The organism is Limosilactobacillus secundus (assembly GCF_020784695.1).
Taxonomy (GTDB): Bacteria; Bacillota; Bacilli; order Lactobacillales; family Lactobacillaceae; genus Limosilactobacillus; species Limosilactobacillus reuteri_F.
This window is the reverse complement of record NZ_JAJGUA010000026.1, coordinates 34,104-54,431: the sequence shown is the minus strand read 5'-3', so window position 1 is coordinate 54,431 and position 20,328 is coordinate 34,104. Positions and strand designations below refer to the sequence as shown.

Annotated in this window: 15 protein-coding genes; 14 read left to right on the top strand and 1 reads right to left on the bottom strand. The window is 37.9% G+C overall.

What is annotated here, in order from left to right; all coding sequences use genetic code 11:
* Positions 1-147 precede the first annotated feature (147 nt).
* From pcrA to LMB57_RS02755, 14 genes are all read left to right on the top strand, one after another.
* Positions 148-2,421 (top strand): DNA helicase PcrA, encoded by a 2,274-nt coding sequence (gene pcrA, locus LMB57_RS02820; RefSeq protein ID WP_229271862.1) that lies wholly within the window; start codon positions 148-150, stop codon positions 2,419-2,421.
* An 18-nt stretch (positions 2,422-2,439) separates the two neighbouring features.
* Positions 2,440-4,482, top strand: coding sequence for an NAD-dependent DNA ligase LigA (gene ligA, locus LMB57_RS02815; RefSeq protein ID WP_229271861.1), 2,043 nt, complete (start codon positions 2,440-2,442; stop codon positions 4,480-4,482).
* 3 nt (positions 4,483-4,485) lie between these two features.
* Positions 4,486-5,601 carry a CamS family sex pheromone protein gene (locus tag LMB57_RS02810; RefSeq protein ID WP_229271860.1) on the top strand — a complete coding sequence of 372 codons (1,116 nt, stop codon included), beginning with the start codon at positions 4,486-4,488 and terminating at the stop codon, positions 5,599-5,601.
* Between the two features lie 151 nt (positions 5,602-5,752).
* Entirely contained in the window at positions 5,753-6,070 is a 318-nt protein-coding gene (gene gatC, locus LMB57_RS02805; RefSeq protein ID WP_003664503.1) for an Asp-tRNA(Asn)/Glu-tRNA(Gln) amidotransferase subunit GatC, read from the top strand.
* On the top strand, positions 6,070-7,542 hold the full coding sequence (gatA, locus tag LMB57_RS02800; RefSeq protein ID WP_003668756.1) for an Asp-tRNA(Asn)/Glu-tRNA(Gln) amidotransferase subunit GatA: 1,473 nt from the start codon (positions 6,070-6,072) through the stop codon (positions 7,540-7,542). The genes gatC and gatA overlap by 1 nt, the downstream gene beginning before the upstream one ends.
* Position 7,543: 1 nt before the next feature.
* Complete coding sequence (gatB, locus tag LMB57_RS02795) at positions 7,544-8,968, top strand: Asp-tRNA(Asn)/Glu-tRNA(Gln) amidotransferase subunit GatB (RefSeq protein WP_229271859.1); 1,425 nt, start codon at positions 7,544-7,546, stop codon at positions 8,966-8,968.
* A gap of 11 nt (positions 8,969-8,979) precedes the next feature.
* Positions 8,980-9,993 (top strand): diacylglycerol kinase, encoded by a 1,014-nt coding sequence (locus LMB57_RS02790; protein WP_229271858.1) that lies wholly within the window; start codon positions 8,980-8,982, stop codon positions 9,991-9,993.
* A 96-nt stretch (positions 9,994-10,089) separates the two neighbouring features.
* Positions 10,090-11,460 carry a 23S rRNA (uracil(1939)-C(5))-methyltransferase RlmD gene (gene rlmD, locus LMB57_RS02785; protein ID WP_229271857.1) on the top strand — a complete coding sequence of 457 codons (1,371 nt, stop codon included), beginning with the start codon at positions 10,090-10,092 and terminating at the stop codon, positions 11,458-11,460.
* 697 nt (positions 11,461-12,157) lie between these two features.
* Entirely contained in the window at positions 12,158-13,879 is a 1,722-nt protein-coding gene (locus LMB57_RS02780) for an AAA family ATPase (protein WP_229271856.1), read from the top strand.
* 154 nt (positions 13,880-14,033) lie between these two features.
* A complete protein-coding gene (locus LMB57_RS02775) occupies positions 14,034-14,570 on the top strand; it encodes a TetR/AcrR family transcriptional regulator (protein ID WP_229271855.1) in 537 nt (178 codons plus the stop codon).
* On the top strand, positions 14,570-15,154 hold the full coding sequence (locus tag LMB57_RS02770) for an NAD(P)H-dependent oxidoreductase (RefSeq protein WP_229271854.1): 585 nt from the start codon (positions 14,570-14,572) through the stop codon (positions 15,152-15,154). Before LMB57_RS02775 ends, LMB57_RS02770 begins: the two co-directional genes overlap by 1 nt.
* 171 nt (positions 15,155-15,325) lie before the next feature.
* A complete protein-coding gene (locus tag LMB57_RS02765) occupies positions 15,326-16,942 on the top strand; it encodes a plasmid pRiA4b ORF-3 family protein (protein WP_229271853.1) in 1,617 nt (538 codons plus the stop codon).
* Between the two features lie 290 nt (positions 16,943-17,232).
* Positions 17,233-17,706, top strand: coding sequence for a GNAT family N-acetyltransferase (locus tag LMB57_RS02760; protein WP_229271852.1), 474 nt, complete (start codon positions 17,233-17,235; stop codon positions 17,704-17,706).
* Positions 17,707-18,222: 516 nt separating this feature from the next.
* Positions 18,223-18,546: a multidrug transporter gene (locus LMB57_RS02755; protein ID WP_229271851.1), complete on the top strand. Its 324-nt coding sequence runs from the start codon at positions 18,223-18,225 to the stop codon at positions 18,544-18,546.
* A 699-nt stretch (positions 18,547-19,245) separates the two neighbouring features.
* On the opposite strand, the gene LMB57_RS02750 is transcribed toward LMB57_RS02755, so the two are convergent.
* Positions 19,246-20,100, bottom strand: a complete 855-nt coding sequence (locus tag LMB57_RS02750; RefSeq protein ID WP_229271850.1) for an Rpn family recombination-promoting nuclease/putative transposase — start codon at positions 20,098-20,100, stop codon at positions 19,246-19,248.
* Between the last annotated feature and the right edge of the window lie 228 nt (positions 20,101-20,328).

Sequence of the window (20,328 nt, the reverse complement as noted above, 5' to 3'; positions counted from 1 at the left end):
TATAAATTAAGCGTACAAGATTACGAGGGACTGGGGATGAAATCGCAGTCTCTTTATTTTTCCTAACATATGTTCGATTTTAGCACCAAATGAGATCCTAATTTGGTATAATATTAGCCGATGAAAATTTAGAGAGGATGGAACAGCGTGAATAACGGGCAAGCATTATTAGAAGGAATGAATGATAAGCAATCCGAAGCAGTATTAACTACAGAGGGACCATTATTAGTAATGGCCGGTGCTGGATCAGGAAAGACACGGGTTCTTACACACCGGGTTGCTTACTTAATTGAAGAAAATGGTGTATTACCATGGAATATTTTAGCGATTACTTTTACTAACAAGGCTGCGCGCGAAATGAAAGAGCGGGTCGGTAAATTGCTTGGTGAAAATGCTAATGAGATTTGGGTATCGACTTTTCACGCCTTATGTGTTCGAATCCTCCGTCGTGATATTGAAAAAATTGGCTATAATCGCGCCTTTACGATTGCTGATACAAGCGAGCAACGGACGTTAATGAAGCGGATTTGCGCAGAATTAAATATTGATACTAAAAAATTTGATCCCCGCAGTATCTTAAGCGCGATTTCTAATGCTAAAAATGCTTTGTTGACACCAGATGACTATAGCAAAGAAGCTAATAGTATGTTTGAAAACATGGTTGCGCGTGCCTATAAGCTTTACCAACAGGAGTTAGAAGCTAATCAAGCATTAGATTTTGATGACTTGATCATGAAGACCATTGAGTTATTAGAAAGTGACCAAGAGACGCTTGAATTTTATCAAGATAAGTTCCACTACATCCATGTTGACGAGTACCAGGATACAAATGATGCTCAATACCGGTTAGTTAATTTATTAGCACAAAAGTACCAAAATCTGTGTGTGGTAGGGGATGCAGATCAGAGTATTTATGGTTGGCGTGGAGCTAATATGAACAATATTTTGAATTTTGAACATGATTATCCCCAAGCTAAGACGGTAATGCTTGAGCAAAACTATCGGTCAACGCAAACAATTTTAAATGCAGCGAATGAAGTTATTGCTAATAACCTTTATCGAAAAAAGAAGAATCTGTGGACAGAAAATGGTCAAGGAGACAAAATTTCATATTACCGCGCGCAAAACGAACACGATGAAGCGCAGTTTATTGTTTCGAAGATTAAAGAAGAACAAGAAAAGCATGGGTATCACTTTAATGACTTTGCGATCCTTTATCGGACTAATGCGCAATCACGGATGGTTGAAGAAACTTTCTTGAAGAGTAGTATTCCCTATACGATGGTTGGTGGCCATAAATTCTATGACCGGCGTGAAATTCGTGATATTTTAGCATATTTGACTTTAATCGTTAATCCTGCCGATTCAATGAGCTTTGAACGAGTTGTCAATACGCCCAAACGAGGAATTGGTTTAACTAGTGTGGGACATCTTCGTAATTTTGCTAATGAAAATGGCTGGACACTACTAAAAGCAGCTCAAAATGTTGATACTGCTAGTGAGATTACTGCACGAACACGAAATAAAATTGATGAATTTGGTCAATTAATGGCTAACTTGACTAACCAGGCAGAATATCTCACGTTAACTGATTTAACTGAACAGATTTTAGAGTTAAGTGGTTACAATAAGATGCTAAGTGATGATCGAAGTCTTGAAGCACAAGCTCGTCGTGAAAACCTTGATGAATTTAAGTCGGTTACACAAGAATATGATGAGCAGCATAAAGACGATGATGACCCTAACTTGCAAAAAATTATTAACTTTTTAGCTGATTTGGCCCTTGTCTCAGATCAAGATGATGTTGATGAACAAGCACCGGCTGTAACTTTAATGACATTACATGCAGCTAAGGGACTTGAATTTCCAGTTGTTTTCCTTGTGGGAATGGAAGAAGGGATTTTCCCATTATCGCGGGCTTTAATGGAAGATGATGAATTGGAAGAAGAACGTCGCTTAGCCTATGTTGGAATTACACGGGCAAAGAAGAAGCTTTATCTTACTAATGCCTTTTCACGTTTACTTTATGGTCGTATTCAGCGTAACCAACCATCACGATTTGTAGAAGAAATTGATTCTGAGTTATTACAGTTTGAAAATAGCCTATCAGGTAATAGCATTAAAGATAGTAAACTACCATTTGATCGTGCTGCCGCGACCGCTACTACCTACCGTGATCAGCAAAAACGGACATATCGCAGTGCTGGCAAGCGGGTTAAACCAATTACTAACACCGGAACTGGAGCCGATAAAGTTGGCTGGAAAACTGGCGATAAAGTTGAGCACAAAAAGTGGGGTCGAGGAACAGTGGTCAAAGTTAACGGTAGTGGCAATGATATGGAATTAGATATTGCCTTTCCAAGTCAGGGGGTAAAGCGGTTATTAGCAAGTTTTGCCCCAATTACGAAAGTACAAAAATAATGAAATGAGGCGGATGAGATGAGTGAAAAACAGACGCCAGTAAAAGAATTAACCCTTCAAGAAGCTCAAGATGAGATTAAGCCATTACGAGCAAAATTGACCAAGTGGGGAAAAGAATATTATGAACAAGATAATCCAACCGTAGAGGATCATGTATATGACCGTGCTTATCAGCGATTAGTACAGCTGGAAGAACAATTTCCCCAATTAGTCTCTGCTGATTCGCCAACCCAACGAGTAGGAGGAGCAACAGAAAGCCAATTAACAAAAGTTCGGCATGAAATTCCGATGTTATCGATGGGGGATGTCTTTTCGATTGAAGAATTGATGGACTTTAACCAACGACAACAGGAAAATCGGGATGTCGAAGTTGAGCCCGAATATAATCTCGAACTAAAAATCGATGGCCTTTCTCTTTCACTTGTTTACGAGAATGGAAAGTTAGTTCAAGGTTCTACGCGTGGCAATGGAACGATTGGTGAAGATGTTACTGCTAATGTCCGAACTATCAAGTCAGTTCCCGCAGAATTGCCAGAACCATTATCGATCGAGGTTCGGGGCGAATGTTATATGCCAAAAGCGGCTTTTGCAAAGTTAAATGCTAAACGCGAAGCAGAAGGATTGCCGGTTTTTGCCAATCCCCGGAATGCAGCAGCTGGGAGTTTGCGGCAACTAGATCCGAAAGTAACGGCGCAACGTGAACTAGATACATTTATATATTATGTTCCTGAATATCAAAAGTTGGGTGTTAAGACCCAAGCAGAAGCACTTGATCGTATGCGAGAATTAGGCTTTAATGTTAATCCTAATAATCGGGTTGTTCATAACAGTGAAGAAATTGAGAAATATATTCAAGAATATACAGCTCAACGAGACAAGCTCACTTACGGGATCGATGGAATTGTTGAAAAAGTAAATGATCTTGATACGGAAGTTGCTCTTGGAAATACAGTTAAGGTGCCACGCTGGGAAATTGCCTATAAATTCCCTCCCGAAGAGCAAGCCACGATTGTCCGTGATATTGTCTGGACTGTCGGACGGACCGGCAATGTAACGCCAACAGCAGTTATGGATCCAGTTCAATTGGCGGGCACAACGGTTAGCCGAGCTTCTTTGCATAATCCTGATTACTTGAGTGAAAAAGATATTCGGATTGGTGATACTGTTTATCTGCATAAAGCAGGTGATATTATTCCTGAAATTTCAAAGGTAGATCTAACTAAGCGTCCAGATGCTTCTGTCGAATATGAGATTCCAACGAAGTGTCCAGTCTGTGGCTCAGAATTAGTTCATCTTGATGGGGAAGTAGCATTACGCTGTATTAATCCAATGTGTCCAGCGCAAATTAAAGAAGGTTTAGCACATTTCGCTTCCCGGAATGCAATGAATATTGATGGGCTTGGGCCTAGAATTATTGAACAGTTATGGGATAAAGAATTAATTCATGATGTTGCCGGTCTATATCGACTTAATCGTGACCAATTATTAACTTTAGATAAATTTGGCGAGAAATCGACCTCTAACCTATTGACATCGATCGATAATAGTCGTAATAATTCTGTCGAGCGCTTATTATTTGGTCTTGGAATTCGTCATGTAGGTGCGAAGGCTGCTCGAATTATTATGGAACATTTTGGTGACCTTGATAGCTTAATGGAGGCTAATGCCGATGAAATTTCTGCGATTAATGGAATTGGTCCAACAATTGGCGAAAGTATCGTAACTTATTTTGCTAATCAACAGGTTGTTAAATTAATTGACGAACTGCGAGAAGTTGGGGTAAACTTTGCTTATCTTGGCTCACGGTCAAATGCTAATCCTGATAGCGAATGGAATGGTCGGCGAGTAGTACTGACTGGTAAGCTAACTGAAATGACTCGTGGGGAAGCAAAATCATGGCTTGAAAACCACGGAGCTAAGGTAACCGGAAGCGTCTCAAAGAAAACAGATATTGTCATTGCTGGGGCTGACGCTGGTAGTAAGCTAACAAAAGCTCAAGACTTGGGTATTGATGTATGGAATGAACAGCAATTCAGCCAAGCAATGAAGGAGGAACAGTAAATCGTGAAGCGAAAGGCAAAAAAAATAGCCGTTAGTGCTGCCGTTTTGATGTGTACTGTCTTGCTTGCATCATGTGGTTTTGGCGGAAAGTCGTCATCGAAAAACTATTCAACGACTGGTTCAAGTAATGGTACTTATCAAGGTGTGATTAAAAATGGTCGTTACCGAACAAGTAAAGCTCGGGGGATAAATGTCTCACAAAATGATAATCAATATAACCTTAAAAGCTTTGAAAGTGGTTTGACTCAGGTTTCAAAACGGGTCTTTTCAACAAAAAGCTATATTTTCCAAGAAGGTCAATACCTTAGTAGTGGGACGATTGAAAACTGGCTCGGTCGAAAAACAAAAAGTAATCCTGAAGGGCTAAACCCGGCTCAAGGAAAGAAGAGCAATCCTAACCCAGTCTATATTCAACAAATTGAAGAGCAAGATTATATGCAAGAAAGTGGTAATTCCATGAAATTGCGGGGGATTACGATTGGGATTGGAATAAATTCCGAATATAACTACCAAACTAAGACAGGAGGCCCAACTTTAACTAAGAAAATTAGTGATAGTGAGGTTCGTCGTCAAGGTGAAATTGCGGCACAAAAGGTACTTCAACGAGTGCGGAAAAAGCCTGGCGTTGGAAATGTTCCAATCGTGATTGCACTATACAAACAAGCACCAGATGATAGTTTAGTTGGTGGTACATTCTTTGCTTATAGCAAGAATAGTGGTAATACGATTAGTAGTTGGCGGAAGTTAAATTACAAGAATGTAGTCCTTCCAAAGGCTAGTGCATCAACAACTAATAGTTCTGATCAAACTGATGATGATAGTTTCTCAAACTTTAAGAGTCAGATTCAAAGTTTCTTCCCTAACTTGAGCGGAGTTACAGCACAAGCACAATATGAAAATGGAACTTTGTCAGGGATGCACATTACCGTTACTACTCAGTTCTATAGTCAAAGTGAAATTACTAGTTTTACCCAATATATTACCCGGGCAGCGAAAAAGTACCTGCCTAATGGGATTCCGATTGATATTAAAATTCAATCTGATTCAGAAATTCAAGCGGTTGTTTATCGGAATGCTGGTTCTGATAACTTCCAGTCGCATATTTTTGATTCTTATTAAAGGTGAAAAAGGAGGATATCGATTCGTTACTAGAAAATGCGAACCGATAACTCCTTTTTTATTTCTACATGGATGAAATAGGAGCCTATTCTGTGCTAAAATTGTTAAATGTATATGTAGATTTTAAATTACTGGAAAAGAGGTAGAGAGAATGGCCAGTAAAATCACTGAGCAACAAGTAGAACACGTTGCTGAACTTGCTAAGCTTGAGTTCCCTAAGGATGAACTTGGTAAGTTTACCACTCAACTAGGAAACATTATTGATATGTTTGAAGACCTCGAAGCGGTTGATACTGATGGCGTTGAACCAATGACATCAGCAACCGATCGGGTAAATGTAATGCGTGAAGATAAGGCAATTAAGAGTTCTAAAGAAGAACAAGAAGCCTTGCTTAACAATGCTCCTGAAACTGATGGTGGCTACATCAAGGTTCCAGCAATTCTTGACGAAAGTGAGGACGGCGAATAATGGATTTTTACCAAACAAGCTTGAGTCAATTGCACGATGACTTGGTAAATAAGAAAATCAGTGCAACTGAATTAACAAAGGAAACTTTTGACCACATTAAGGGTAACGAAGATCAAGTTAAAGCCTTCATCAGCTTAAATGAAGACCAAGCACTGAAGCGGGCAGCTGAGATTGATGCAAAGGGCATTAGTGCTGATCAATTAACTGCAGGGGTTCCGCTTGCAGTTAAGGATAATATCTTAACTAAAGGCCTCACAACGACGGCTGCTTCTAAGATGCTTGAAAACTTTAACCCTGTATATGACGCGACAGTAGTTGAAAAGTTAAATGCCGCTGATTACATCAACGTTGGTAAGACTAACCTTGATGAATTTGCCATGGGATCATCTACTGAAAATTCAGCATTCTTTACAACTCATAACCCATGGGATCTTACACGGGTTCCTGGTGGTTCTTCCGGTGGTTCTGCTGCTGCTGTTGCGGCCGGGGATGTTCTAGGTGCGCTTGGTACTGATACTGGTGGTTCTATTCGGATGCCTGCTTCCTTTAACGGTGTCGTTGGGATGAAGCCTACATACGGTCGTGTATCACGGTGGGGAATCATTGCTTTTGGTTCAAGTTTTGATCAAGTTGGTTGGTTGACCCAAAATGTTAAGGATAATGCCTTGTTGACCGCCCTCATCAGTGGAAATGATGAACGGGATATGACATCCTCCCTTAAAGAAGTTCCAGACTGGGCAGCCCAATTAAACGAAAATACGAATGTTAAGGGCTTGCGGATTGCTGTGCCAAAGGAATACTTTGATGGCTTAGACGAAGATGTTCAAGAAGTAATCAAGGCTGCTTTGGACCACTTAGAATCCCTCGGTGCAATTGTTGATGAAGTAAGTTTGCCACACACCAAGTATGGGGTTCCTGCTTACTACATTTTAGCCTCATCTGAAGCATCTTCTAATCTCCAACGTTACGACGGTATTCGTTATGGATTCCGAGCTGCTGATGTTAAGAACTTGGAAGACGTTTATGTTCGTTCTCGTTCGGAAGGTTTCGGTGAAGAAGTTAAGCGGCGGATTATGTTAGGGACATTCTCTCTCTCTGCTGGTTTCTACGATGCTTACTTTAATAAGGCCGCTAAAGTTCGCCGTCTTATTGCCCAAGATTTTGAAGACGTATTTAAGGATCATGATGTAATCGTTGGTGCTACTGGTGCTTCAACGGCATTTAAGATTGGTGCGGAGATTGACGATCCACAAACTATGTACATGAACGACGTATTGACTGTTCCCGTTAATATGGCCGGCCTTCCTGCAATGTCCATTCCTGCTGGTTTCTCTGCTAAAAATGGCATGCCAGTTGGTCTGCAAATCATTGGAAAAGCATTTGACGAACAAACAGTTTATAACACTGGATATGTCTTTGAACAGACAACTGATTTCCACAAGAAGACACCAAAGTTAGGAGGTCAAAACTAAGATGAACTTTCAAACAACAATCGGTCTAGAAGTCCACGTTGAATTAAAGACTAATTCAAAGATTTACAGTCCATCCCCCGTTGAATACGGTGACCAGCCTAACGCAAACACCAATGTCATTGACTGGGGTTACCCTGGTGTATTGCCAAGCTTAAACAAGGGTGTCGTTCGTGACGGAATCATGGCTGGACTTGCTCTTCATGCTCAAATTGCCCATCACATGCACTTTGATCGGAAGAACTACTTCTATCCTGATAACCCGAAAGCCTACCAGATTACTCAATCAGATACTCCAATTGCTCATGACGGTTGGATTGAAATTGAAGTAAACGGTAAGAAGAAAAAGATCGGTATCAAAGAAATGCACATTGAAGAAGATGCTGGTAAGAACACTCACACCAGTAAGTATTCATATGTTGACTTGAACCGTCAAGGAACTCCTTTGATCGAAATTGTTTCTAAGCCAGATATTGCCTCACCTGAAGAAGCAGTGGCTTACTTGGAAGCATTGCGTCAACGGATCCAATTTACGGGGATCTCTGACGTGAAGATGGAAGAAGGGTCCATGCGGGTTGATACCAACATCTCAATTCGTCCAATCGGTTCTGACAAGTTTGGAACCAAGACAGAAATGAAGAACATCAACTCCTTTAACTATGTTCGGAAGGCCCTCGCATTTGAAGAAAAACGGCATCAAAAAGTATTGATGGCTGGTGGACACATTGGTCAGGAAACCCGTCGTTATGATGAAGCGACTGGTGAGACTATTCTGATGCGGACAAAGGAAGGTTCTGATGATTACCGTTACTTCCCAGAACCAGACTTGCCACCAGTAAATGTTAGTGATGAATGGATTAATGAAATTGAAAGCGAAATGCCAGAAATGCCTGGTGAGCGTCGTGAGCACTATGTTAAGGACCTTGGCTTAACTGATTACGATGCCATGGTTCTTACCCAGACTAAGGAAATGTCTGATTTCTTTGAAGAAGCCGTTAAGGACGGTGGCGATCCTAAGCGGGTAGCCAACTACTTAATGAACGATGTGAACTCATACTTAAACGATCAGCAAGTTGATTTACAAGATACTAAGCTTACTCCAGCTAACCTTGCCGGCATGGTGAAGTTACTTGAAGATGGTACTATTTCTTCTAAGATGGCTAAGAAAGTCTTCAAGGGAATCTTAGATGGTGAAGAACCCAATGCTTATGCAAAGGAACACGGTCTTGTTCAGTTATCGGATCCTGCGCAACTGCAGCCAATCGTTGATGAAGTTCTTGACAATAACGAACAATCAATTGAAGACTTTAAGAATGGTAAAGACCGGGCTGTCGGTTACTTAATGGGTCAAATCATGAAGCAAACGCGTGGTAAAGCTAATCCACAAGTTGTTACTCAATTATTGATGAAGTCTTTGAAGGCTAAATAGAGTAGGGAGGGATGACCGTGCGAAAACGTGCTCGGATAATTTATAATCCTACCTCAGGTCGTGAAACATTGCGAAATGATTTAGTTGATATTCTCGCAATTTATGAGAAAGCTGGATATGAAACTAGTGCTTTTGCGACTACTCCTGCGCCTAACTCGGCTAAGAACGAAGCCACTCGTGCTGCTGAAGACGGTTTTGATTTGATTGTCGCCGCTGGTGGAGACGGCACCCTGAATGAAGTGGTTAATGGAATTGCTGGGTTAGAACATCGGCCAACATTAGCGATTATTCCAGCAGGGACGACTAATGACTATGCACGGGCATTACGGATTCCTCGTGATGATCCGATCGCTGCGGCTAAGTTAATCCTAAAGAAGAATAAGAAATTTAAAATTGATATTGGTCGGGCTGGTGAAAATTACTTCATGAACATTGCTGCCGGTGGAACGATGACTGAATTAACCTATGAGGTCCCTTCGCAAATGAAGTCCCTCTTTGGTTACGCAGCATACTTCGCCAAGGGAGCAGAATTGATGCCGCGGATTAAGCCAGTCGACATGCTAATCAAGTATGATAATCAGGAATACCGGGGCAGTGCTTCTATGTTTATGATTGCCTTGACTAATTCGGTCGGCGGTTTTGAACAGATTGTGCCGGATGCTTCACTTGATGATGGAAAGTTTACGATGATTATCGTCAAGAAAAGCAGCGTGATCGATATGCTCAGCTTAATGGCAAAGGCGCTTCAAGGAAAGCACCTTGATGATCCGCGTATTATTTATGCTAAGGCAACCGATATTGAAGTTATTCCATTAAACAAGGAAGATCGCTTGATGGTTAACCTGGACGGGGAATACGGTGGCGACGCGCCAATGAAATTTCATAACCTTAAGCAGCACCTAGAAGTAATTGCTAACTTGGATGAGATTCCAGAAGATGCGATTACAACTTCAGCTGATTTTAAGCGGGTCGAAGAAGACTTTATGAATGGCATTGACGATTATAAAGATCGCGAAAAGAAATAGAATAAATAAACGGTCAGCTTCACAAAGAGGAAGTTGGCCGTTTGTTTTGTTATAATAGGAGAAGTTTGTAACGTTGAAATTAATGGAGGAATAACTTTGAAACTAAACATTCCAGTACATAAAAATGAAGAATATCCAGCGAAGGTAGTGGATTTATCTTATGAAGGCAATGGGGTCGTTAAGATTGATGATTTTCCCGTCTTTGTTCCTAATGCCCTTCCTGGTGAAGAGATTACGGTAAAGATCACCAAGGTAACCAGCCACTTTGCTTGGGGACGGGTAATGGACTGGCAGACGAAGAGTCCAGACCGCGTTGATGTTAAGGATAAAAAGTACATTCAAACCGGTATCGCCCCCCTTGGTCATTTGAAATATGAGGCCCAGTTGAAATTCAAGCAACACCAAATCCAAGAATTATTGGCCAAAGCACACTTAGATGAGATTGAAGTTTTACCAACGATGGGGATGGAAAAGCCTTATCATTACCGTAATAAGGCCCAAGTACCAGTAAAAATGGTCCGCGGTCAATTAGAAACCGGTTTTTATAAGCGGGGGAGCCACAATTTAGTACCGATTGAAGATTTCTATATCCAGGATCCAGAAATCGATAAGGCAATTGTAGTTGTCCGTGACTTATTACGGCAATACCACATTACACCATATGATGAACAAACTGGTAAGGGCGTGATTCGCACAGTAATGGTTCGACGGGGATATTACAGCCATGAAATGATGGTAGTCTTAGTCACGAATACGAAGCGGTTACCAATGGAAAAGCAAATCGTCGACGGGATCGTTGCCGGAGTTCCAGAAGTAAAAAGTATTGTGCAAAACATCAATGATAAGCGAACGAACCGCTTGCTTGGTGATAAGAATAAAACATTATGGGGTACCAATGAAATTCATGATCAGCTCCTCGGAATTGATTTTGCAATCTCACCACTGTCCTTCTACCAGGTTAATCCGCAACAGACTGAACGCCTTTACCAAACGGCCATTGATAATGCTGGCTTGGACGGCAATCAAACGGTCATCGATGCCTATTGTGGAATTGGCACGATTTCCCTTGCAGTAGCTAAACATGCTAAGCAAGTTTATGGAGTGGAAATTGTCCCAGCCGCGATTGAAGACGCCAAACATAATGCTAAACGGAATGGTATTAAGAACGCCAAATTTGTTGTTGGTAAGGCCGAAGAACAATTTGCTAAGTGGCAAGCAGCAGGCCTCAAACCAGATGTTGTTATTGTTGATCCACCACGGAAGGGCTTGGCTGAATCATTGATTGAAGCTACTGGTAAGATGGGACCAAAGAAAGTGATTTATGTTTCCTGTAATCCAGCCACTTTAGTCCGTGATATTCAACGTTTCGCTGAACAGGGTTACCATGTGACGAAGCCAATTCAGCCAGTAGACCAGTTCCCACAGACGACGCATGTTGAGAGTGTGACGGTGCTGGAACGAGCATAGCAAAGTTCGATTACTTATGAATGACCCATACGATAACGCTCGAAGAATGAGGAAGATAGTGACGAATGATTGGCTAGTGGCGAACCGTCGAGAGTATCACAATGTTGTCGAGGAGCTAGGCAACGAAGAGAATACTAGTGATACTCTATGCGATAGCGTTTCAATTAGATTTTTATTTTTTCTGATATAAGTGTTTAATAAAAAACAATGAACCGCTTGTTGACTATGACTTCATTGCTGCCTAGTTCAAAATGCTATATCGAGAGAAAACCAAAATTGGAACGGTTCTGCATTATGAGATTTGAATTGTGTGTTACAGGAATTATCAAGTGTCCAGTGAAAATATGAAATATTTTTTGAGAACCATGAATGAATTAATTACACTCTTGAGCGTCGGGTTTATACCTTCTTACTACTACAAATTACTAATAACTATATCTTTGGTGTTTTTGAATAACTGAAGGTTTCTCTAATTGGAAATACTTTAAGTAATTGATACCGTAAGATACGCAGAAGGAAATATAATGTGATGTGAATTTGGAGATGAGAAGATAAATGAATATGTTTATTAAATTTCAAAATTTTGTATAAAGTATAATTTTAAAAATTTGGATCATAAATACAAGTGATCTTTGGGATGATGATCTAATGAAATATATTACTTTCAAAGTTGGATGTTGTATAAGGATGGTATTTTGTGAAAATTAATGAATTATCTATTTCTAATTTTCGAGGAATTTCTAAAACAAGAAAATTAATCTTTACTAAAAATTCTAAACCTAGATCAATTTTGATATATGGAGATAATGGTACCGGGAAGTCAAGCTTTTTAGATGCAATAGAATTTATTGCTCAAGGAACTATACAAAATAGAAGAACAACGAGTTCCGGAGACTGGATATACAGTTCAAATTCAAAAGTTAATTATCAATCTGCAACTAAAGTATGGTGTAAATTTGATAATGGATTATGTGTTGAAAAGGACTATGTATTTGATGATAATAAATTAAACATAGTCACTTTCAAAAATGAAGAAGAATTCAATAAAAATATTTCTATCCCAAGCTTTTGTCATGCCCCATTAGTATTAAGAAGAAGAGATATTATAAAGTTTTGGGATTTAGATTCCATTGAAAGAATGAAAATTTTTATACCATTTGCAAGTCCTAAAAACGATGTTGGCTTTATCCCAATTACGGAGCAAGAAAAAATAGATAGAATTAATAAGAAGCGTTTGAAATTTAAAGAAAAGCGAAATGATCTTTTGCAAAAAATATGCAAAGAATATAATTGGGATTATGAAGAAGAACAATTAAAAGACAAAAATAGATTATTTTTGAAAATTAAGAAGAGGGAACATGTAAGAAAACTTAATAATTTAAGAAAGACTAAGTCTAGAAAATATCGAGAATTAAGAAGATTATATCGATATTATGATGTTATATCGGGCTGTAACAAATCTATTAAACATATAAGAAAAAAATATAAGGCTCTTCAAGAAAAGAAAAACGGGAAATTCCATGACTTAAAGAAAATTATGGAAAAAATTTCTCCAGAAATTACAAAATGGTTTAAAAATATTTCACCATCAAGTGATTGTGTTGATAGAATTATCGTTTCTGTTGCAAAACAAACAGATATTTCTATAAATTTTGATGTTATTCTTACGAATGGTTTAGAAGCGAATCCAGAGAAATATTTTTCAGAAGCTAATCGTGATTTATTAGCGTTATTATTATATTTTGAATTTATATATGCAAAGAGTTTTGAAGGACAGAATAAAGTGTTAATATTGGATGATGTATTTCAAAGTATAGATTCCACCATTAGGCTTAATCTTGTTCGGTATCTTTTAAAACGATTTAATGAATGGCAATTTATATTAACAACCCATGATAAATTATGGAAAGAGCAGTTGATAAATCTGTTTAGAAATCACAATAGCACATTGGTTCAATATGAAATTAATCGCTGGAGCCTTTTAGATGGACCACAGTTGGCTATAGGTATTAATAATTATGATGAAAAATTAAAAGAAGTGATTTGTAATGGAGATGCTGTTGATATTAGTGCACGCGCAGGCTATCTATTAGAATATTTATGTGAAAATCTGAGTGTAATTATACATTCGGGTGTTCAAAGAAAAAAAGACGATAGATATACTATCGGGGATTTATGGCCTGGAATATTAAAAATAATGAAAAGAACCCCAGCTAAAGAAACATTTGAAACATTAAATGATTTTATTATGAATCGTAATTTAATAGGCGCACATTATAATGAATGGGCTGTAAGTGCGTCAAAAACTGAATCAATAGAATTTGGAGAGCTAGTACTTAGATCTTATTATAGTGTATTTTACAAAGATAAAGGCAACTGGATTAATGATAAAGATGAGATAACCGGAGAAGAGCTATAGCAAGCTATGCTTTCAATAAGTGTAGTTAGTTCTTAAACATAAATTTATGTAGCATCATCTAGCGATATGTTTAAAGGTGATGCTTTTCTTTACATTTTTTGATAACGGTGTTATTTTAATTTTACAAATAACACCGTTATCAGGAGTGACGTAAATGAATGATAAAATTGAAGAAAAAATAATAAAAGTAACAATTAACTTTATTCGTACAAATGGTTATCAAACCGTTTCACTGCGTAAAATTTCTCAAGCAGCCGGAGTTACAACAGGGGCGTTTTATAAGCGCTTCAAGAATAAGGATGTTTTATTTTATCGAACAGCGATGATTTTATCGCAGCAATTTGTTACCAACTTATCAATTAACAGTGAATTATCAGCTTTTGACCAGATCCTCCAAATTGCGCAACAGTTTTGTGAGGAGTTTCAAAAACAACCACAAGTAATGGATTTTCTTTTCTTCAATCCAACAATTATTCAGGTTTACCAAGCGGACAAGAATGACTTTAGTTTTTTACAGGTGATTCAACGGTTGGCTCAACAAGTGAATCCAGGAATTCTGAATGATCGGCAATTTTTTGAACAGCTATGGTCTTTCATTCAGGGATATTCGCTGTTAATCAAAAATGGTGTCACCACTTATGATCCTCAAGTCGTTAAAGTAACCCTCAGTCAAATGGTAGGAGGAAAATAATGGATACATTAATCATTTATTGTCATCCTTATCCGCAAAGTTTTAACCACGCAGTATTAGAAAGAGTGCAAAGTAATTTGAATAGCCAAGGCATTAATTATCAATTAATTGACCTTTATGCGGAACATTTTGATCCTACTTATTCTGCGGAAGAACTTTCATTGTATCATCAAGGAGGGACAGTTGATCCCTTGGTGCGCAAATATTTAGAACTCTTAAAATCATGTCGGACAGTGATTTTTATAACTCCTTGCTGGTGGAATAGTATTCCCGGAAAGTTAAAGGGGTTTATTGATAAGGTGATGAAAGAGGGCCCCGATCTCTCCCATACGGTAACCAGGACCGGAATTAAAGGGCTATTGACGAACGTCCAGCATTGCTATGTATTAACTACTTCAACTTCGCCAACTTGGTACTTGCGGTTTTTCTGTGGGAATGCTATTCAGCGAGTATTTGTTAATACAACCTTGAAACAACTTGGCTTTGAGCATCGGAAGTGGCTTAACTTTGGCGGGATTTCCTGGTCATCCCCGCAACGCCGCCAACGTTATTTGCAAAAAATCGCCCAATATCGGTTTAAGTAAAATGATTAATACTATCAAAAATTGCTAAAACTGTGGATTAATGTTCAGGGATCATAACTTGCTTGGACATTCTTACAACTGTAAACTATAGGTGATATTCCCTTCGCTTTCTTTTATAGAGCGCGAATAAAATTCATTTCTCACACATTCAAAAATAAAGGAGCAATCATCATGGCACAGTTATTTTATAGTCCTGACCTGGCTGATCGACTACCTCATAATAATACTGGTAAGATTAGCCAAAAACCTTTACGACGGTGGCAGCTTAGTCCGGTAAAGATTGATAATAAAACATACTACTTATATGTAGAAGAGGAAACTGGTTTGCCAGTCTTTACTGACAAATTAGGCGAGGGTAAGTTTAGTCAAGTTGCCATTAACTTTCTAAATGAAATGCCTTTTTTGGTTGATCCGCAACGTACTTGGTTAATGCAGAATATTTTTTCATTTAATTTATACCGGCCAATCCCATCTGCTGAAAACGAAAAACTTAAAAATTATTTGCAGATAATTGCTAGCCACCAAGCGGAATTTAAAGAAAGCCTTAACGATAATGATTTTTCATCAACTGAGGATTTCAATGATCTTGTCTACTTGTTATTAGCTTTATCTGGAAACGATCAGGAAGTTCTAATGCAATTTTGCCAATTGGTTAATGAAGAACATCCGGTAAAGGTGAAATCTCCACGACCGGGATCCAAATATTGTACGATCAAGCCACAATTTAAAGATCCCCGTATTTGGGCGGATGACGAAGGGAAAGCCTCAGCAGATAATCCAGCAACAGTTCAAGCGATTAGCCAAAACAACCAGCAAATGATTGACCAGTTTATCGCCAGTGCTGATGGTCAGTTAATGGGAGATGATAAGACTGCTCGTCGTATCTTAGACCAATTTTTGAACCACTTCATGTTAAAAAATAAAATTTGCACGGTCACTACTAACCTAACTGCGCCAAGCATCTTTTTCGCTGGAACGTTAGATCAAATTGATGAGGATCTTCTTTCTGCTACGTTATCCAATTTTTATGTTTTTCTAAGTCACACAGGGATCGTGAGCCAATCAGCTGCTAGGGATGTTGCAGACTATCTAGATACAAGCTACGATATTATCTATGGAGAACCGGAATTAGCTACACCAGAAGATGACTATCAAGATTCCCTTATTCAGCAGTTGCTTGACGAACTAGCTCCAGCACAAGCAGATATATCGGCGAATGTTAGCAACCGTCAATTGATTAATCCGCAAAACTATGACCAAGCGTATGTAATTACTGCTAAATTAGCTGATTTTAAACCGCTAGCAAGTCGTACGTTCGTGATTAAGGGTAGTAGTACAATTGAGGAACTCGTTGAAACAGTGATTTTGATGTTTCATGGTAACTTGGGACACTTGTATGATGCAATTAATGATCAGACTCAGGAATTTTATACTCAGTCAGAGGATTTTGTGCCAGGCGGAATAACAAAAGTTAAGCTTGATCTAGCAACGGTCTCATTATTAAATGAAAAAGATAAATTAACTATTCATTATGACTATGGGGACGGCTGGGAGTTTAAACTTCATGTCCAAAAAATTCAACCAGTTACTAATGAGGAGCTACCACATGTTCAAAAAGCCCGTGGTTACGGTATTATTGAAGATATTGGTGGTGTCGGTGGTTTAGAGCAGTATTATGATGATTACCAAAAAGGGCAAGTTGATCCGGACTTTTTAGACTGGTTAGGTGGAGAAGCAATTGACCTTAATGCTGTGGACATCAACGAATTAAACCAGCTACTTAAATGATTCGTCTCACTATTTTTGTAAGGTAGCGGATATACGGAAATCTTTGTCAGCCCTCAATGAGATAATAATGGCGATCATTGCATTGAAAACTCAACCTTAAATAGTTAAATTAACCACTTCACCATCTTTGAACGTGAATTTTATGTAACGTTGAAAGATGGTGATTCTTTCTATTTTGAACTAACTAGTCGAGTATTCTATGTTCTATTTCGATAGTCAAGTAGGCGTTTGTAGGGTAATCGTGTATTTAACGTTTTATATAAAAGAAACGTGTTAAGGGAGGCAGCAAAATGACAGATCGACAAGCAAATGTGAAACTAAGAAGTTATCAAACATCTGATTGTATGGACATTCTTGCTTTGTTTTATCAAACAGTTCACCGAATCAATAAGGCAGATTATAAGGAACAGCAGTTAAATGTCTGGGCAACTGGCAATGAAGATCCGATTAAATGGGATCGTTCACTGAGTTCTCATTATGCAATTGTGGCTATTGTTAATGATCAAATTGTGGGATTTGGTGATATTGATCAAACAGGATATTTGGATAGGCTATTTGTGCATTCCGATTTTCAACGCCAAGGAATTGCCACCGCTATTTGTAATGCTTTGGAGGAAAAAAGTAGTGCAGGTTTGATTACCACGTATGCATCATTAACGGCTGTTCCATTTTTTACTCACCGAGGATATGCAATCAAACAAAAGAATTTAGTTGTCAGAAGTGGGGTCAAACTTACTAATTTTTTGATGTGTAAAATACTATAATCAATAGTGTAATTGCTTGCCATATTCTTAATCAAGCTAGTCTAAACAAAAACAGCACTCATTTAAATTATCTGAGAGCTATAATTACGAAATTATATCTACATTTTAACTTTAATTACTTCCTCATCTCTGAACGTGAATTGTAGGTAGCGATTAAAGCTAATAATTTCTCAGAGTATTTACAAAACCACCATATGTGTTAGGCAATTTCACTACTTATTGCTCAATTTGAGTCAGGAGAGCAGTTTTGCCAGATCCGCGTAAACCCGTAATGAAAATTACTCGATTAGGATCATCATATGCAATTGCTTGGGCAACTGAAATAGGACTTTCAAAATCACTTTGATAGTTGGGAAGGATAATTTGAGGGGGGTACCGAAGCTTGGGTCAAATGGATTCTTTAGCTGATTGATCCCTTATTTTTACATTTTGATTTTATTATACATTTTGAAGTAATTTTTTGCTCCTAAATTGATCTTTCTGGATATAATTAAAGTAAAAGCGAGGTAAGGAGAAATGAATAATATCTCTAAAAGCGATTGGCAATTATTTAACAAGTTGCTCCCAAAATGGCAAGAAAGATATATAAATCGCCTTAATCAGGAATACAAGAAAATATTAGATAGTGATGATTCGCCATCAAATAAATTTTGGAAGCTGGAAAAACGAATAAAAGCGGATCGAAAATCGCCGGGGGTTATGGTTGAAGTATCGAAGAGATCCGTGTTTCAAACTTTACTGCAGTTAATATTAGAGAAAGTAATTACAGATGAAGATTTAAATGGCTTCAGCGAAGAATTAAGAGATGGGATTGATGACGTTGTTAAGCGACTAGGTTAATCTAAAATTTCGAGAATCTTGATGGGTAATAACAGTAAATAGCTAAAATGGAGCTTACTTACCTAGAAATAGGTAAAGAACAGAGACTGATCTCCCCGCAATGGAATAAATTTTGATAAAAAGCCAAGTAATTACTAAATTCTTTAGAGAAGGTGGTTGTTGCTTGGCTTTTAATATTATGAATATCCTATAACTAATCTTCTTAAAATTAATTAACCGCATTAATTTTTTGTAAATGCAGTATCTTGTTCACATATGAATTCTATATAATAAAAGCAGAAAATAATTGATACAAAATAGAAAGTCCAGATATAAGGGAGGTTAGTTATGAACAGGAAACAACATTAGAAACCATTTTACTGCCGCCCATGGCTATAAATAGTAGTTGCCCTATTACTAGTTGGTGGTGGATGGTTTATTAGTAACCATAATCAGGCACAGAAAACTCACGAGGATTCAGTCGCTAAAGCAACCAAAGAATTAGATAAGAAGAAAAAGTCGACAAAAGAATCTAAGGACAAAGGGAAAGATAGTTCTACAATGTATTGTTACTTGCCAGGGCAATATCCAGATCCTGGAATTGTTCCTGAAAATCTGGTTTATTTCGATTCATTAGTTGATGCCCAAGCAGCTGGATATCGGACACATCAATAAAACAAGAGTGCTATACAAAAAGTTAATTTGTACACACTCTTTTTATTATCCGAGAAACTTATCATATTCATCATCAGTTAAATTATATTTTTCAATGACCTTTTGTTTAACGATCGCTGGTTTAATATTGAGTTCATAAAGAGAGTCAATTAGCTTTTTTATGTCTTCCCTTTTTGCTTTTGCCATCCCTTCTTCTCGTGCTTCCCTTTTAGCGTCCATTAAATTTAATTCGTACTTCATAAAGCCATTTCTCCTTTCTGGATCTTGTTTGACTTTATCAATTTCATCTTGAATTTGAGCAATAAATCTACCCTTATTGTCGCCTTGATTACTCATTAAAGCAAGGAAACTCTTAATTGGTTCATCACTTTTATCAAATTTTTTAGCAAGGGCATTAAAAATAACGACAGTCCGATTATCACCAAATTTCAGGTTATGGTCTCTAGTGCAAGTAAGATTAAATTCATATCGTGCCCATCCCTGCTTAAAATAATCAAAATTGCAGAACATAATAACATAAGTAGGGTAGTCTTTGAGTACTGAATAATCGTCTCCGGGTCTTAATAGCCCATGATCAACCTGTTCTTGATAGTAACGCAACCGTGCTGGTAAGTTATTTTGGTTATTAACTTGCATCTCAATGACAATGATATTATTTTTATCATCACGGACATAGACATCAAAGCGAACGCGATGGGCACCAACGATACTAATATCTTTTTGGGTGTCTAACTGGATAATCTCTTTTGCTTTAAGGTTTGGCAGAGCCCTATTAATTAACTCTAAGCATATTTCTTTATTTTGCATTACTAGTCCAAACATTGGATCACTAGTAATTGTCATCTTTTGCCACTTGTCATAGATTAAGGCAATTTGTTCTTCGCGTGATAGATTATTCATGAATTTACTCCTTAAGAATTTTTGCTTCTAAAAGAATATATACGTAAATAATCTATTTTTGCACCAAAAAATTTAGCCTTCCTTACTTTGAATCTCCGCTTAGAACAAAGAAGAATTAGTATTAATAGATTTTTGGTTAATATTTTTTACTACAAAGCAAACTTTTTGTACCTTATCCATCATTTAAGTTACACTTGATTCAATAATGGAAGAATCTGGAGGGATAAG

Coding starts and splice junctions, on each gene's coding strand:
- ligA (WP_229271861.1), top strand. CDS start 2,440: ATGAGTGAAAAACAGACGCCAGTAAAAGAATTAACCCTTCAAGAAGCT.
- gatC (WP_003664503.1), top strand. CDS start 5,753: ATGGCCAGTAAAATCACTGAGCAACAAGTAGAACACGTTGCTGAACTT.
- gatA (WP_003668756.1), top strand. CDS start 6,070: ATGGATTTTTACCAAACAAGCTTGAGTCAATTGCACGATGACTTGGTA.
- gatB (WP_229271859.1), top strand. CDS start 7,544: ATGAACTTTCAAACAACAATCGGTCTAGAAGTCCACGTTGAATTAAAG.
- LMB57_RS02790 (WP_229271858.1), top strand. CDS start 8,980: ATGACCGTGCGAAAACGTGCTCGGATAATTTATAATCCTACCTCAGGT.
- LMB57_RS02775 (WP_229271855.1), top strand. CDS start 14,034: ATGAATGATAAAATTGAAGAAAAAATAATAAAAGTAACAATTAACTTT.
- LMB57_RS02770 (WP_229271854.1), top strand. CDS start 14,570: ATGGATACATTAATCATTTATTGTCATCCTTATCCGCAAAGTTTTAAC.
- LMB57_RS02765 (WP_229271853.1), top strand. CDS start 15,326: ATGGCACAGTTATTTTATAGTCCTGACCTGGCTGATCGACTACCTCAT.
- LMB57_RS02760 (WP_229271852.1), top strand. CDS start 17,233: ATGACAGATCGACAAGCAAATGTGAAACTAAGAAGTTATCAAACATCT.
- LMB57_RS02755 (WP_229271851.1), top strand. CDS start 18,223: ATGAATAATATCTCTAAAAGCGATTGGCAATTATTTAACAAGTTGCTC.
- LMB57_RS02750 (WP_229271850.1), bottom strand. CDS start 20,100: ATGAATAATCTATCACGCGAAGAACAAATTGCCTTAATCTATGACAAG.